Genomic DNA, 14,472 nt, shown 5'->3' with positions numbered 1-14,472 from the left:
AACTAGATCTTATAGATTTTTATGTACTGCCGAGTTAGTTTACTTGTTAGTTGCTTATCATCTGGTACAATCAGTGAGTTGAACACCAAATGCGGTAAAAGTAGTTGCTAACTCAAGTGGAAAGTGAATGAGAATTTTTAAAGCGAAAAGCCCAGCAGGTTTTGCTGAAGAATACATTGTTGAATCTATTTGGAATGGTGACTTTCCGCCTGGCTCAATTCTTCCAGCTGAGCGTGAATTATCTGAGCTGATAGGTGTTACACGTACAACCTTACGTGAAGTACTTCAGCGTCTAGCCCGTGATGGCTGGCTAACGATTCAGCACGGTAAACCTACCCGTGTAAATAACTTCTGGGAAACCTCGGGCCTGAACATTTTAGAAACGCTAGCGCGACTAGATGAAGACAAAATGCCAGAGCTTACAGATCAATTACTTTCTGCTCGCACTAATATCAGCGCAATTTATACCCGTGCGGCTATTAAGCTTGCTCCTGAGCGTGTAATTGAAATTTTATCGCAAAGTGAAGAGCTAGAAGACAGTGCGCAAGCATTTGCTGATTACGATTATAAAGTTCACCATGAATTAGCAGTTGCGGGTAATAACCGCATTTACGTTCTTATCCTAAATGGCTTTAAAGGTTTCTACTCAAAAATTGGCTGCCACTACTTCTCTGATTCTCGAACTCGTGAATTAGCGCGTCAATTTTATAAAGATTTAACAGAACTGGCAGAGCGTCGTGAACACGACGGTGCGATTTCAATGATGCGTAAATATGGTCATCAAACAGGTGAAATTTGGCAACAAATTCGTGGTGATATGCCAGAAGATATCATGGACTAAGCGACCGTAATTAATATTCATTTAAGAACCCAGCTAAAAGCTGGGTTTTTTGTTAGTTACTTTTAAGCACCGGGAGTACTTCAGCGCTTTCATCATCAAGCATTGCTAAAACACTATTAAAATCATGTTTGGGATGCCAGCCAAGTTGCTGCTGCGCTCTAGTTGAATCGTATACTCGGTCTAAACTCGTTGGTAATAGCCAGCCTCGCTCCTTGAATGCATCTGCTAATGCTGGGATTTTTTCAATAATGACTTTATCTGCTTGCTTATAAAGCGACTGGCAATCTTTTTTTGAATAAGGCGTAACGCCTGAAATAATAAAGCGATTAAAACCACTTAGTTTTTTCTCGATTGCACATAAATGAGCATTGGCAACATCGCGAGCGTCGATGCCACGGCTATTACGAAATAGCGCCATCGTATCTGCAGGTTCAGGAAAACAGCGAGACATCTGTAATACTGTGATTGGTAATTTGTGCTTTACTGAAATAGCTTCAAGCTTGGCTTCGGCGGCAATTTTAGTTTTATGGTAAATGGATTTTGGCTTTGGAATAATATCCTCGTTTACCCAACCCGCTTGACCTAATGGCGTTGAAGCTGAACCATAGAGCGCTGTGGTGCTGGTAAAAATAAACTGTTTTACGCCTGCTTCTATACCTAACAGTGCCAGCTGTTCTGTCGCCTCCACATTTATAGTGTAAAAATCGTCGTCAGAGTGCAGGCCAACATGAGGGGCATGTAAAGCGGCTGTATGGATTATCACGTCGATGTCTTGAAGAGCTCTCTGAATTAAGTGTTGGTCACGAATATCACCCACAAAGTCAGCTGTAGAGCAGGGCGCTTTATCCATCCCAACGACATTATAATTGCTCATTAACTTGATATAAATTGCACGGCCAACCCGACCTGCTGAACCTGTGATCAAAACTTTCATTTTTCTACCTAGTTGCTTAGCTCGGCATATTTTATCAGATTTTAGCTGCTGATTTTGCAGCTCTGTGCGATTGTTTGCTTCAAGAGTTACGTAATATTTTAATAAATCAATTTTTCCGATTAGGCATATCGCTTTTTTCGATTGTTCATTTGTCTGTAACCTCATTACACTATCTTGCAATTTATCAATACTTACACTTGGTTTTTGCGTTTTAGTAACCATATCTATGTGAGTATTGCTTAGGCAATTGGAAATAAACTCAAATATTTGGAGATAAAAATGGGTGTATTAGTTGGCCGTCAGGCACCAGACTTTACTGCAGCAGCTGTTCTTGGTAACGGTGAAATCGTTGAAAACTTCAACCTAAAAGAAACTATCAAAGGTAAAAAAGCAGTTATCTTCTTTTACCCGTTAGACTTCACTTTCGTTTGTCCTTCAGAGTTAATCGCTTTCGACAAGCGTTTTGAAGAGTTCCAAAAGCGTGGCGTTGAAGTAATTGGTGTTTCTATCGATTCACAATTCTCACACAATGCATGGCGTAACACTGCCGTTGCTGACGGTGGTATTGGTCAAGTTAAATATGCACTAGTTGCAGACGTTAAACACGAAATCTGTCAAGCATACGATGTTGAGCACCCAGAAGCAGGTGTTGCTTTCCGTGGTTCTTTCCTAATCGACGAAGAAGGTAACGTACGTCACCAAGTAGTTAACGACCTTCCTCTAGGCCGTAACATCGACGAAATGATCCGCATGGTTGACGCGCTAGCGTTCCACAGCGAGCACGGTGAAGTATGTCCAGCTGGTTGGACTGAAGGCAAAAAAGGTATGGACGCGAGCCCTGAAGGTGTTGCTAAGTTCCTTTCTGAAAACGAAGGCGACCTATAATTTAGGCCTTAGTTAAAGAATTAAAAAACCCGCCAATTGGCGGGTTTTTGTTTTTAAGCACAACAAGATTAATTAAAACGCATCGTTAGTTTAGTATAGAAATAACGACCACGAGGGTTATGTACGCTTGATACATAGCCATATAAGTCGCCATCGCCATCACCGATTGCAAACGGAGGATCTTCATCAAACACGTTATTCACACCCACAGAAAGTTTGATTTTCTCTGAGAAATTATACGCTGTTTGTAAATCAACCAGCGTTTGTGAATCAACCATACGTGATGTGTTGCTATCAAAGTCTAAATTACCGTCAAAGTCGATATCTGGCGTATCTTCAAACTCGCCCGTGTAACTAACGTTCACATTCGTGTTGAAGTCACCCATTTCCCAATTTGTTGAGAAAATCCAACGGTTTTCAGGATAACGATATTCGCCAGTGTAATCGCGGCCATCTTTCTTAAATTCGTTTTGGTAAGCCCATTCTAAATTGAATTTTAAGAAGCCGTAATCGTTCATCGCATGTGTGTAGTTAGCCGATACATCGACACCTGATACTTCTTGTGATGAGACGTTTTCAAAGGTGCTATAAACTTTTTGGATCACACCTAAGCTTTGACCATTTTGTGGTGCTAAACGCACGCAGACTGTGCTGTTTTGATCATTACAGTTTTCATCATAGATAGGGCCGAACTCTTGCTCGTCAATCTTATTATCTTGTGTAATGCTCCATACATCGATTCCAAAACCAAATTCAGCGGTTGGTGCCCAGATAAAGCCAACATTCCATGACTCTGACTCCTCAGCTTCAAGGTTTGGGTTACCTGCAAATTGGATATTGTAATCTAGAGCGTTACAGTCAAGCCCTGTTGCCTGACAGCGGTAAGTATCTACAAAGAATTGACTTTCTTCCGACGGACCTAAACCAATTTGTGCCAGTGAAGGCGCGCGGAAACCTTGAGCCCACGAACCACGAACAGTGATTGAATCAGTTGGTGCCCAGCGAACAGCTACTTTAGGGTTTGTAGTTGAGCCAAAATCGCTGTAGTCATCGTATCGACCAGCTAGTTGCAGTTCTAGGTTATCAGCCAGCGGAATTGAAAACTCAATGTAAGCTGCGTATTGGTCGCGTTCAGCAGCGGCTGATACAGACTCAGTACCAAAAATTAAACCACGCTGGAATTGGTCGTCTGGAATATCGCTCACATCTTCTTCACGGTATTCAATACCTGCAGCCATCATTACTACATCATCGCCAAAGCTGAATGCTTCACCACTAATATTTGCATCAAATGAGGTCATATGAGACTCACCACGGCGCACTAAGCTTGTCGTGATACGGTCAATCACTGCCTGGTCATTATAGGTGCCACCAAATGGATTATAGTTACCTGCATCGATTTCTTGTTGTAGGAAATCAGTGCGCACCCAACCTTGGCTTCTATTACCTGTTTGCATTGATTCACTGCGACCTTTTTGAACAGCTGCTTCCCAGCTCCAGTCATTTATTTCACCTTTTAGACCGGCAACAAAGCGAAGCGTATCAGATTCAATATCCCATTGGCGAGGGCCGGCATCTACGGTTCTGTAGCGACCAATTTCGATATCTTGGCCAAACGGGTTGTTAGGATGGCTTGCAGGTACTGTAAGGCCTGCATCTTCATCAAGCGGGGTCGGTGCACCTGCTGCTTGCGACGTATTATGTTGTACTGCAACCTCTAAGAAAGCTGAAATACCATTGTCGAAGTTATATTCAAATTGTGAGATAGCACCGACACGCTCAGATGCTGGGGTTACGTAACCATACGGGCCGTAGTCAAATAAGCAGCTGCCACTTGCGGTTGCATTTTCTGCTGGGCAGGCTGGATCAATGGTTTTTTCACCATCTACATAGAAGTAGCCCGGGAAGCCACGCGATGAGCGAAAATCCATACCACCGTATGGTTCTTGGTTGGCTGTGCCTAGGCGGCCCATTTCATCAGATGAGAGTGCTGTGTTGTTAAAGTAATCAATAATAATTGATGCGCTGCTTTTCTCTGTACTGGTACCCCATACTAAACTTGCTGTTTTTTCTTCGTAGTTAGGACCATCAGTGCCGCCATATCCAAGGTTTACCTCTAGGCCGTTAATATCTTTCTTTAAGATAATATTAACTACACCAGCAACTGCATCAGAACCATAAATAGCTGATGCGCCATCCTTTAAAATATCGATACGCTCAATCGCAGAGACAGGAATTGAGTTGATATCAACGAATGAATTGGTAATGCTCTCAGCAAAAGCGCTAATAGATACACGACGGCCATTAATAAGTACCAATGTAGCGTCTGAGCCTAAGCCACGAAGACTGACTGCTGCAGCACCATTGGCTGTAGAGTCTTGGTTATTACCGCGAGTAGAAAAAGTACCATTACCGGCAACAGGCATACGCTCTAATAGTTGTTGTAGGTTGTCGTAGCCCATGTTATCGATGTCTGCACGACTGATTGATTGAACCGGTGATGGCCCTTCAATGTCCGAGCGCTTGATGCGAGAACCTGTAACTTCAATACGCTCGACCTTTTCAGCTCCATCTTCTTGTGCAGCAACAGACATAAAACTGGTGCCTGCTAATGCGGCAACTGTAAATGCGTAGAGAGGTCGTTGTATAAAGCGATGGGTGTTCTTCATATATTTCAATCCTTGTATAATTGTGAAAGTGTTGTGAATTAATCACGACAAAGATTGATACCATGTAAATAGCGGTGAATGAAATAGCAAAAAAGTATGGGTTTATTAAGATGTTAAGGTTCTTAAGTGGTAAGAGTCAGGACTGGTAGGGGGTACGAGCCTAACAAAAAGGTTAGGCTCATTTCATAAATTAAGCTTTATGTTTCATCAGGCGTTCTTTTTCACGCGCCCAATCTTTATTTTTTCCGTCTTCACGTTTGTCGTGCATCTTTTTACCTTTAGCAAGGTGGAACTCCAACTTCACCCAGCATTTTTTCCAGTACATTGCAGTTGCGATTAATGAAAAACCTTCGCGTTCTGTAGCACCGATAAGACGATCGATTTCACGCTTATTTAAAAGTAACTTACGATACCTTAAAGGATCGCAAATTACGTGAGTAGAAGCACTGTTGAGAGGCTGAATTTGACTGCCAAGTAAAAATGCTTCGCCGTTTTTAATGTGAATATAAGTCTCAGAGATGTTTACTTTACCAGCTCGGATACTTTTTACTTCCCAGCCCTGTAGTTCAACCCCTGCTTCGAACTTATCGTGTAAAAAATACTCATGACGTGCTTTTTTGTTTAGCGCGATGGTATTACTTGTCGATTTAGATGATTTTTTCTTAGCCATAGTGGCTCATATTATACGTAAAAACAGCGTTTTTACATCGCTTTTTTAAGGCTTTGCAGAAATTTTCGCGTCACTAATATTTGGGTAAATAGTCAAAGCTTGCTAAAATTCGCCGACAAAGTTGGGAGTGAATATGCCGCAAATAGAAAAAAGTGCGCTGGTAATGTACAGCAGCAAAGAAATGTTTGATTTAGTGAATGATGTAGATGCATATCCAGAGTTTTTACCACATTGCTCTGATGCTAAAATCATTACACAACAAGCCAGTGGTATGACAGCTAGTCTAGAAATATCGAAAGCAGGTTTAAAAAAGTGGTTCACTACCGAAAATACCTTTATTGATGAGCAAACGGTTGCGCTACGCCTAGTTGATGGCCCATTCAAAAAGCTACAGGGTAAATGGCATTTCTTACCGCTGGACGATAAAGCTTGTAAAGTGCAACTGCATCTTGAGTTTGAATTTGCTAGTAAGCTTATTGAGCTGGCTTTCGGAAAAGTATTTAACGAAGTCGCTAAGAATATGGTTAATGCATTTACTCAACGCGCTAAAACTGTATATGGAGTTCGCCCATGATCACTGTTGAAGTGGTTTTCGCCTTACCAACAACAGCAACCAGTTTACTGGTCGAAGTGCCTGTAGGTACTACCGCTGAGCAAGCGGTGATTAAGTCGGGCATTATCGAGAAGTGCCCAGAAATAGACGCAAATAATTTAACGCTTGGGATTTGGAATCGTACTTGTAAACTGCATCAAGAAGTAAAAGATGGCGATCGTATTGAGATTTATCGACCTCTTATTGCTGATCCAAAGGATGCACGCAGGCGCCGTGCTGAAAAAGCTAAAGAAGAGGGCCGAGCTAATAAAATTACAGGCGGGCGTCCGCTTAATAAGGCATAAAAAAGGGTAGCCTAGGCTACCCTTAATAATTTGCGCTGCTATTACTCTTGTTCAAGCGGCGTATTAAATTCGCTAGGTTGTTCATAGTCACCCGATAACGAAACAAGCTTATCGTTTTCGAAGTTAATAGTGAGTGATTTACGTTGCTCGTTGCTACGACCAAGATTGAATACGTAAAGGTAGTGCCAGGTATTTTTATCAAATGAGTCTTCAGCGACTGGCTTGCCTAGTACATACAGTACTTGCTCGCGCGTCATATTAACACGTAGCTTATCTACATCTGATTGCTCTAAGAAGTTACCTTGAGGAATGTTGATTCGGTAAACCCAGCTTGAACACCCTGCTGTAGCACTTAAAGTAAGGGTAAGTACTAACCAAAAAGAAAAAGTTTTAAACGACTGCATTATTTGTTTGAATCCTTATTTTTTATACACTGCATGATACCGATTAGTCACTGAAGGTAAAACCCTTTTCAGTAATTGTTTTTACACAAATGCGATTAACAATCAAGAGGCACAAATTTGACCACAGCAAACCCAGAAAGTTTACAGCAGCCTATAAAAAACAATGATAATTCAGAGAGTCTGTGGCATTTGTACATAGTGCAAACACGTTTGGGTCATTGGTATACGGGGATCACCACCAATGTTGAAAAGCGATTTATGCAGCATCAAGCGGGAAAAGGGGCTAAAAACCTCAAAGGCAAGGGGCCTTTAACACTTATCTATCAACAGCAAGTGGGTAACCGTAGTGAAGCAACTAAACTTGAAATAAGCGTAAAAAAGCTTAGTAAAGCGCAAAAAAGGCAGTTTGTTTTAACCTCTGAGCTACCAAAGTAGCTAACTTGCAAGCTTTTCAATAAATAGAGCTATTTTCTTCATCGCAGCTTCAAATAAAATAAAGTTGATATGTTCCGTTGTATCGGTAGTTTGATGATGATGTTTATCGTGCCCGATACCAAAGTAAATGTATGGGATCTTCGCTTTAGCAAACGAATAATGGTCGCTTGCTCTGCGCCAATTAACTTTGAGATCAAATAACCGATTTAGCCTCGCCGACGAGCTAGTTGCCATAAAGGTTAGCTGCTCATCAGACAAAGCTTTAATGTCATCTTTATAGTGCGCTAATGATTGCTTATCTAAAAACGCATAGATACGCGGTTTTCTTGGATTCACAACAAGCATATCTAAATTAATGTTAAGTTTTATTTTGTCTGTATTAAGTGTCGATACCAAGTAATCGCTACCATGTAGGCCATTTTCTTCGGCATCGGTTGCAACAAACACTAACTGATAGCGTTGAGGGCTTTGTGCAAAGTGGTCAGCTAAATAAAGTAAAGCTGCAACGCCGCTGGCGTTATCATTGGCACCCGGGTAAAGCCGACTGCCTTGTTGCCCAAGGTGGTCGTAATGGGCTGTAAAAATAATTTTTTTACACTTTTCACAAGGGCTATTTTTTATCGCAACAATGTTTCTCCCAACCGCCTCACTAAAGAAACCTGATTGATAAGTAAAAATTTGTTCATTTACTGAATAGCCAAGAGCGACAAAGCGCTCTGCTATGAAATCGGCGGCTAATTTAGCGCCCTCGGTATTCGTTTTCCGCCCAGCAAATTGAGGCGATGTTAGCGTTATAACGTCTTGTACTAAGTTTGTATTGGCAAAAGCGTGCCCTGTGCTTATCAGTGCAGCACTAGCGATAATCAATAAGTTTTGCAGTATGCGAGCGAAGCGCTTGTAATTTACTTTCGTAACGCTGTTTATCATGATCAAAGTCAGCTTTATTGTTTGCCATAGTTAAATACTTTTTAGCCAGTTTTAAGTCACCCAATTGATAATAGGTTCTGGCTAAACCAAAATCAGTATCATGCAGGGTTGAATTTAAGTCACGGGCTTTTTTGTAGTGTTTTATGGCATCTTGGTAACGGCTGGTTGTATAGGCATCATTACCTAAAGAAATATGGTAATAAGGGTTTGCTCGGCGTTTCTTGTCAAGCATGGCTAATATAGCTTGGCCTTGCTCTTTACGATCGGTCAGGTTATAGAGTCTTGCTAAATTGCCTAGCGCGGTGTTGTTGTCAGGATCTAAACTAATCGCATACTGATAGGCTGTTTCAGCACTTTGGTAGTCACTCGTTAATCTGAATAATACCCCAAGGTTGCCCCATGCACCTGAGTAGTTGCTATCAATATCAACTGCTGCTTTGTAATAGCTAAAAGCAGTGTCGTAATCATGTTTTAACATCGCAGCTGCGCCCTTATTGTTATAAAACATCGCTGTGATGCGGGCTTTGTTGATGTTGCTGGTTTTAAACGCCTCTTGGCGACTGTTAGGGTCAAAGTCTATCACCAAAGAGCGCTCTTGAGGGTATATAACTTTACGATTTAACACTTGTTTTGTTGATTCACTCACTTTCAAATTGATATGCCCTGTGAGTAAGTTAAAACCACTATCCAGCGCCCAATACTCTGGGATATGCACTTTTTGAAATTGCCCTTCGAGGCCAAGATAGTCAGCAAGGCTATAGGCTAAAATCGATAACGATAAACAGTTAGCATTTAAATTTTCGTAGGCTTGATTGGCCGTTAAGGTCGCACCAGATTGATAAGATAAAGACGCATCGCCATTTTGTAATAGAAACCTGAGTAAGCCTTTAGTACTTTGCAATGATCGACCATCTTTGGGAAAAGTACTGTCAAGTTGTTGTTTGACATGTTTGCTTAATGCAAAAATTTCTTGTTGGGTTTCAACTGAGGTTTGGGTAAACGTATTACTTTGCACCAAAGCAAGTGGTGGTGGGGCGGTGTTATTTTCTGTACTACTACACGCTGTTAATAAGCAAAAGCTTGAGGCGAAAACAATGCTAGGTAATTTCATTTGACCCTCTTAATTCTTGGCCTAATACCATTAAAGTATAGGCCGTGAATGAAAAAGGGTCAGGGTTAACTGTTACAAAACGTGTCAGCGTTTATCAAAAGTTGCAACAAGGTCATCAAGGGTTTGCGCACTGTTTGCTAAGTCTTTGATTGCTTGTTCACTATCAATTTGTTCACGCATAACGTTATCACTTATGTCACTTATTTGCTCAATGTTACGACCGACATCTGCCACTACATTACTTTGCTCTTCAGTTGCAGTTGCGATTAAGGTTGCCATATCGTTTATTTCATTGGCAGCATCGTTAATGGCATTAAGTAATTCAACAGAACTCTGCATTGCATCAACGCTCAATTGAGCTTGTGATTTCGAATGATTGATATGATTAACCACTAAATCAGACGTATTTGTTAGTTCACTGATCATGGTTTGAATTTCAGTTGTTGATTGCGACGTGCGATTTGCAAGCGCTCTAACTTCATCAGCTACAACAGCAAAGCCTCGACCGTGCTCACCCGCACGAGCAGACTCAATCGCCGCATTAAGTGCTAATAGGTTGGTTTGCTCCGAAATCCCTCTGATAGAGTCGACAATACTGGCAATCGCTTGTGTTTTGTTTGCCAGCTCGTTTACTTGGTCGGTGATATTATCGATATCACATGCCAATTCAATTATTGCTTCTTTACTTTGCGTTACCTGAGTATGGCTTTGTTCAGTGTTCTGCTTGCTATTCTCAGTGAGCTTAGCCGTGTTCGCTGCGCTTGAGGCAATTTCTTGCACTGTTGCACCCATTTCATTAATCGCCGCAGCAACCGAGATAGTTTGCTCTTTTTGATTATCAAGCGCCACTGAGTTCTTTTGTGCTTGCTGAAACACATGATCGGCGCTTTGTCTAATTTCACTACTTTCTTGAGCAACTTGGCTAATTGCAGTTTCAATCTTAGAGATAAATTGGTTAAAGCCCGCTGATAAGTTTGCAAGTTCAGGTTGCTCAGAGTCAGGAAGTCTATACGCTAAATTAGCATCACCAGAGCCTAAACGGGTGAACAACTCAGCCATTTTCGACAGCGGCGATGAAAGCGTACGTGCCAGTACTAAACCTGCAAAGCTTGCAATCAACGCAATCACAATCGCAAAGCTGATGATTTGCCATTGTAAAACTTGAATGCTCGAAAACACTTCGTGCTTTGGCACTTGGGCAATAACAAACAAATCAGTGTTTTTAATTGGGCTTGCCGCCACTAAGGTTGCTTCGCCATTAAGGTTGATTTCTTGTAAATTGAAGTCGCTTTGCGTTAGCAGAGTACGCGTGATACCCGTTTTATAAACGTCATCCAACTTAGCTTTAGCGACTTTGTTTTCGTCTTTATGCAGCTGAATTAGGCCGTTTTTATCTGCAACAAATACAAAACCGGTTTCTTCTATTTGAAAGCGTTTAAGCATGCCCTGCATATCGTCGATACTTTTTGCAAGGCCTGCTAAACCAATGCCATTAGTTTGCTGGTGGTTCACAAACATTTTTACATCAGTCGGTGACTCTTGATAGATACTGATCGAAAAGGGTTGTGCGGTGTTAGTAAACGCGAAAAACCAACCATCTTGCTCTTTAGTTAAAACGCGCAAGAAACCGTCTTGGTTCCAATATTGTGCTGTTTCACGGTTAGCCCAAGAAGCCGTTGCTAGATCGTACTGGGTAACAAGGCGGTTAAGCTCTTTTAGCAGTGTTTTATCATCTGTATTGCCAGAGTTAGCCCACTCTAATACAAACTCGTTACTGGAGAGTTGCTCAGCTGCACTGATCATTTGATTTATATCGTGAGTAATATAATTATCAATTGCTTGTAGTTTGCTCGGTAGTTCCGATTCAATCATTCGCTGTTCAATGATTTGTTTTGCACTGTATATCGCTGTTGCGCCGATTAACGCAGCAACAATGAGGGCGATAGAACTGCCAAGTAGGGTAATTTTTTTAGTGATGGTGAATTGATTTAACGCCATGAAAGTGTCTTAGTTTACAACATTTAAGTCAGTAATTTTAGCATACACTTTACAGATGACGAATCAATGTAGGGACAAAAAAAAAGCCCAAAGCATATAAGCAATTGGGCTTGGTTTCTAACAAGCGAAACTTACTTTCCAGGGTTAAACAATTTTCTTCATTGCTGACATGTAACCACGTAGTTTGCTACCAATGATTTCAACCGGGTGCTCGCGTAGTGCTTTATTCACGGCAATCAAGGTTTGGTTATCGACTTGGTTGCTTGCACTATCAAGACCTTTACCAATCACATCTGTATCGATGTCTTTCATAAAGTCTTGTAAAAGTGGTAAACACGCGTGGTTGTATAAGTAACAGCCATACTCTGCAGTATCTGAAATAGTTCGGTTCATTTCGAAAAGCTTCTTACGAGCAATAGTGTTTGCGATAAGCGGCGTTTCGTGTAGTGATTCATAGTAAGCAGATTCTGCGATGATACCTGCTGCAGTCATGGTTTCGAAGGCAAGCTCAACACCTGCTTTAACCATTGCAACCATTAAAATTCCTTGGTCGAAGAATGCTTGCTCGCTGATTTCTTGGTCGGTATTTTGTTGCTTTTCGAATGCAGTTTCGGCAGTTTCTGCGCGCCATGCGAGTAATTTTGCATCATCTTCAGCCCAATCAGCCATCATACCACGTGAGAATTCGCCGCTGATGATATCGTCCATATGCTTGTTATAAAGTGGGCGCATGATTGTTTTAAGCTCTTCACTTAATTCAAATGCTTTCACTTTTGCTGGGTTTGATAAACGGTCAAGCATGTTAGTTACACCACCATACTTAAGTGCTTCAGTGATCACTTCCCAACCATATTGGATTAGTTTTGACGCATAACTTGCATCAATGCCTTTTTCGACCATTTTATCGAAGCAAAGCAGTGAGCCTGTTTGTAACATGCCACATAGAATCGTTTGCTCACCCATTAAGTCAGATTTAACTTCTGCAATGAATGATGATTTTAGTACACCCGCACGATGACCACCGGTACCTGCTGCATACGCTTTAGCTTGCGCTAAACCATGGCCTTGAGGGTCGTTTTCTGGGTGAACCGCGATTAATGTTGGTACGCCAAAGCCACGTTTGTACTCTTCACGTACTTCTGAACCAGGGCACTTAGGTGCAACCATAATAACAGTTAGATCTTCACGGATTTGCATGCCTTCTTCAACAATGTTGAAGCCGTGTGAATAAGCAAGTGTTGCACCTTGTTTCATTAATGGCATGATGGCATTAATAACAGCCGTATGTTGTTTATCAGGTGTTAAGTTTAAAACTACATCTGCTGTTGGAATAAGCTCTTCATACGTGCCTACAGTAAAACCGTTTTCAGATGCGTTTAAGAAAGATTGACGACGCTCAGTAATTGCTGATTCACGTAATGTATAAGAAACATCTAAGCCTGAGTCACGTAAATTTAAACCTTGGTTAAGGCCTTGTGCGCCACAACCGACAATAACGAGTTTTTTCCCTTTTAAAGCGTCTACACCATCAGCAAACTCTGCTGGGTCCATAAATTCACACTGCGCTAATTGCGCTAACTGCTCTCTCAAAGGAAGAGTATTAAAATAATTCGCCATTGTTAGTGTCCTATAAATACAATTTTGTTAGAAAATCAAAGAACCGACGTGGTGTTCTTTGTATGTATTAACACTATGCAATTTTTTACCTTGCGTAAAATGATATATTTGAATTAAAGTATTTCATAAAATGAAATGGTGGCGGTGTGGATCACAAACATCTTAATTACTTTTTAGCGTTAGCCAAGACGCTACACTTTGCCAGAGCGAGTGAGCTTTGCCATATCAGTGCGCCAACTTTGAGCCGCAACATCAAGCAACTTGAAGAAGAAGTTGGGGTAGTGCTGTTTAATCGGGATAATCGCACTGTCAAATTAACTCGCGAAGGTGAGTCATTCATTGAGTACGCAAATGCGACGCTGGCTAACTGGCATCGTTTTAAGGCTAATGTGCAAGAGCCGCAACAGCATGTTTATGGCAATGTCAGTATTTATTGTTCTGTAACTGCCTCATATAGTTTTTTACATCAAATACTCGAGCAATTGCGAATGCAACATCCATATATTGAAATTACCCTTAATACCGGTGATCCCGCTCTTGCAATAAACCGTGTTTTAGATGGCCATGAAGATATGGCAATTGCCGCAAAACCTATAAAGCTACCTGGGCAAATTGCCTTTACCAGTGTCGGGTACTCACCATTAGTATTGATAGCACCAAAAATAGCGTGCCCGATCAGTGAAAAGCTTTCTGCCAGTGAACAAATTGATTGGTCAGATTTAGAGTTTATTGTTGCTGAGCAAGGGTTATCAAGGCAACGTCTTGAGCAGTGGTGGCGTAAAAAGAATATTCACGGCCGAATTTACGCTCAGGTTGCAGGCCATGAAGCGATGGTGTCTATGGTGAGCTTAGGTTTAGGTATTGCCATGGTGCCAAAGATAGTTTTGGACAACAGTCCGCTTAAAGATAAAGTGCAAATCGTAAGTGATGCTGAGCAGACTGTTGCTGGTTTCGAAATTGGTTTAGCTGTTTTGAATAAAGAGCGCCATGATCCTGCGCTCAATGCTATCTGGAGCATTGCTCAATCACTTACTCAGCAAGCTATTTAGCGTTAACGATTTGATGTTGGTATAAAAGGTTTAAT

At 41.4% G+C, this 14,472-nt stretch carries 14 protein-coding genes; 6 read left to right on the top strand and 8 right to left on the bottom strand.

Annotation, left to right across the window (positions count from 1 at the left end; genetic code table 11):
- Positions 1 to 127: 127 nt before the first annotated feature.
- Complete coding sequence (gene fadR / locus IRQ78_RS06970; protein ID WP_054561887.1) at positions 128 to 841, top strand: fatty acid metabolism transcriptional regulator FadR; 714 nt, start codon at positions 128 to 130, stop codon at positions 839 to 841.
- A gap of 52 nt (positions 842 to 893) precedes the next feature.
- Here the strand turns inward: fadR and IRQ78_RS06965 are convergent, their stop codons facing one another.
- On the bottom strand, positions 894 to 1,775 hold the full coding sequence (locus tag IRQ78_RS06965; protein ID WP_166339233.1) for an NAD-dependent epimerase/dehydratase family protein: 882 nt from the start codon (positions 1,773 to 1,775) through the stop codon (positions 894 to 896).
- 279 nt (positions 1,776 to 2,054) lie between these two features.
- On the opposite strand from IRQ78_RS06965, the gene IRQ78_RS06960 reads away from it, so the two are divergent.
- Positions 2,055 to 2,660, top strand: coding sequence for a peroxiredoxin C (locus tag IRQ78_RS06960; RefSeq protein WP_054551729.1), 606 nt, complete (start codon positions 2,055 to 2,057; stop codon positions 2,658 to 2,660).
- Positions 2,661 to 2,728: 68 nt separating this feature from the next.
- On the opposite strand, the gene IRQ78_RS06955 is transcribed toward IRQ78_RS06960, so the two are convergent.
- A complete protein-coding gene (locus IRQ78_RS06955; RefSeq protein WP_228482563.1) occupies positions 2,729 to 5,254 on the bottom strand; it encodes a TonB-dependent receptor in 2,526 nt (841 codons plus the stop codon).
- 265 nt (positions 5,255 to 5,519) lie between these two features.
- Positions 5,520 to 5,999: an SsrA-binding protein SmpB gene (smpB, locus tag IRQ78_RS06950; protein WP_054551727.1), complete on the bottom strand. Its 480-nt coding sequence runs from the start codon at positions 5,997 to 5,999 to the stop codon at positions 5,520 to 5,522.
- Positions 6,000 to 6,132: 133 nt separating this feature from the next.
- On the opposite strand from smpB, the gene IRQ78_RS06945 reads away from it, so the two are divergent.
- Complete coding sequence (locus IRQ78_RS06945) at positions 6,133 to 6,573, top strand: type II toxin-antitoxin system RatA family toxin (protein ID WP_054551726.1); 441 nt, start codon at positions 6,133 to 6,135, stop codon at positions 6,571 to 6,573.
- The gene (locus IRQ78_RS06940) at positions 6,570 to 6,896 is read left to right on the top strand and encodes an RnfH family protein (protein WP_054551725.1); all 327 of its coding nucleotides are present in this window, start codon (positions 6,570 to 6,572) and stop codon (positions 6,894 to 6,896) included. Before IRQ78_RS06945 ends, IRQ78_RS06940 begins: the two co-directional genes overlap by 4 nt.
- Positions 6,897 to 6,937: 41 nt before the next feature.
- Here IRQ78_RS06940 and IRQ78_RS06935 read toward each other — a convergent pair whose 3' ends face one another.
- Positions 6,938 to 7,300, bottom strand: coding sequence for an outer membrane protein assembly factor BamE (locus IRQ78_RS06935; protein ID WP_054551724.1), 363 nt, complete (start codon positions 7,298 to 7,300; stop codon positions 6,938 to 6,940).
- 117 nt (positions 7,301 to 7,417) lie between these two features.
- On the opposite strand from IRQ78_RS06935, the gene IRQ78_RS06930 reads away from it, so the two are divergent.
- Positions 7,418 to 7,735: a GIY-YIG nuclease family protein gene (locus IRQ78_RS06930; protein ID WP_054551723.1), complete on the top strand. Its 318-nt coding sequence runs from the start codon at positions 7,418 to 7,420 to the stop codon at positions 7,733 to 7,735.
- On the opposite strand, the gene IRQ78_RS06925 is transcribed toward IRQ78_RS06930, so the two are convergent.
- The 4 genes from IRQ78_RS06925 to ilvC all read right to left on the bottom strand — a co-directional run bounded on the left by IRQ78_RS06925 (position 7,736) and on the right by ilvC (position 13,388).
- Entirely contained in the window at positions 7,736 to 8,602 is an 867-nt protein-coding gene (locus IRQ78_RS06925) for a M20/M25/M40 family metallo-hydrolase (protein ID WP_194441671.1), read from the bottom strand.
- On the bottom strand, positions 8,589 to 9,773 hold the full coding sequence (locus IRQ78_RS06920; RefSeq protein ID WP_194441670.1) for a tetratricopeptide repeat protein: 1,185 nt from the start codon (positions 9,771 to 9,773) through the stop codon (positions 8,589 to 8,591). The genes IRQ78_RS06925 and IRQ78_RS06920 overlap by 14 nt, the downstream gene beginning before the upstream one ends.
- An 84-nt stretch (positions 9,774 to 9,857) precedes the next feature.
- Positions 9,858 to 11,771, bottom strand: a complete 1,914-nt coding sequence (locus IRQ78_RS06915) for a methyl-accepting chemotaxis protein (RefSeq protein ID WP_194441669.1) — start codon at positions 11,769 to 11,771, stop codon at positions 9,858 to 9,860.
- 144 nt (positions 11,772 to 11,915) lie between these two features.
- Positions 11,916 to 13,388: a ketol-acid reductoisomerase gene (gene ilvC / locus IRQ78_RS06910; RefSeq protein ID WP_194441668.1), complete on the bottom strand. Its 1,473-nt coding sequence runs from the start codon at positions 13,386 to 13,388 to the stop codon at positions 11,916 to 11,918.
- Positions 13,389 to 13,534: 146 nt separating this feature from the next.
- Here ilvC and ilvY point away from each other — a divergent pair, with 146 nt between their 5' ends.
- Positions 13,535 to 14,437, top strand: coding sequence for an HTH-type transcriptional activator IlvY (ilvY, locus tag IRQ78_RS06905; protein ID WP_138601560.1), 903 nt, complete (start codon positions 13,535 to 13,537; stop codon positions 14,435 to 14,437).
- Positions 14,438 to 14,472: the final 35 nt, after the last annotated feature.

Origin of the sequence: Pseudoalteromonas simplex, assembly GCF_015278155.1 — a bacterium.
In the GTDB taxonomy this organism is placed as follows: domain Bacteria; phylum Pseudomonadota; class Gammaproteobacteria; order Enterobacterales; family Alteromonadaceae; genus Pseudoalteromonas; species Pseudoalteromonas simplex.
This window is presented reverse-complemented; position numbering and strand designations above follow the sequence as displayed.

Bases quoted from the DNA above. Each gene is read 5' to 3' on its own strand.
- fadR (WP_054561887.1), top strand. From the start codon at position 128: ATGAGAATTTTTAAAGCGAAAAGCCCAGCAGGTTTTGCTGAAGAATAC.
- IRQ78_RS06965 (WP_166339233.1), bottom strand. From the start codon at position 1,775: ATGAAAGTTTTGATCACAGGTTCAGCAGGTCGGGTTGGCCGTGCAATT.
- IRQ78_RS06940 (WP_054551725.1), top strand. From the start codon at position 6,570: ATGATCACTGTTGAAGTGGTTTTCGCCTTACCAACAACAGCAACCAGT.
- IRQ78_RS06955 (WP_228482563.1), bottom strand. From the start codon at position 5,254: ATGTCTGTTGCTGCACAAGAAGATGGAGCTGAAAAGGTCGAGCGTATT.
- IRQ78_RS06960 (WP_054551729.1), top strand. From the start codon at position 2,055: ATGGGTGTATTAGTTGGCCGTCAGGCACCAGACTTTACTGCAGCAGCT.
- IRQ78_RS06920 (WP_194441670.1), bottom strand. From the start codon at position 9,773: ATGAAATTACCTAGCATTGTTTTCGCCTCAAGCTTTTGCTTATTAACA.
- IRQ78_RS06935 (WP_054551724.1), bottom strand. From the start codon at position 7,300: ATGCAGTCGTTTAAAACTTTTTCTTTTTGGTTAGTACTTACCCTTACT.
- IRQ78_RS06915 (WP_194441669.1), bottom strand. From the start codon at position 11,771: ATGGCGTTAAATCAATTCACCATCACTAAAAAAATTACCCTACTTGGC.
- smpB (WP_054551727.1), bottom strand. From the start codon at position 5,999: ATGGCTAAGAAAAAATCATCTAAATCGACAAGTAATACCATCGCGCTA.
- ilvC (WP_194441668.1), bottom strand. From the start codon at position 13,388: ATGGCGAATTATTTTAATACTCTTCCTTTGAGAGAGCAGTTAGCGCAA.
- IRQ78_RS06945 (WP_054551726.1), top strand. From the start codon at position 6,133: ATGCCGCAAATAGAAAAAAGTGCGCTGGTAATGTACAGCAGCAAAGAA.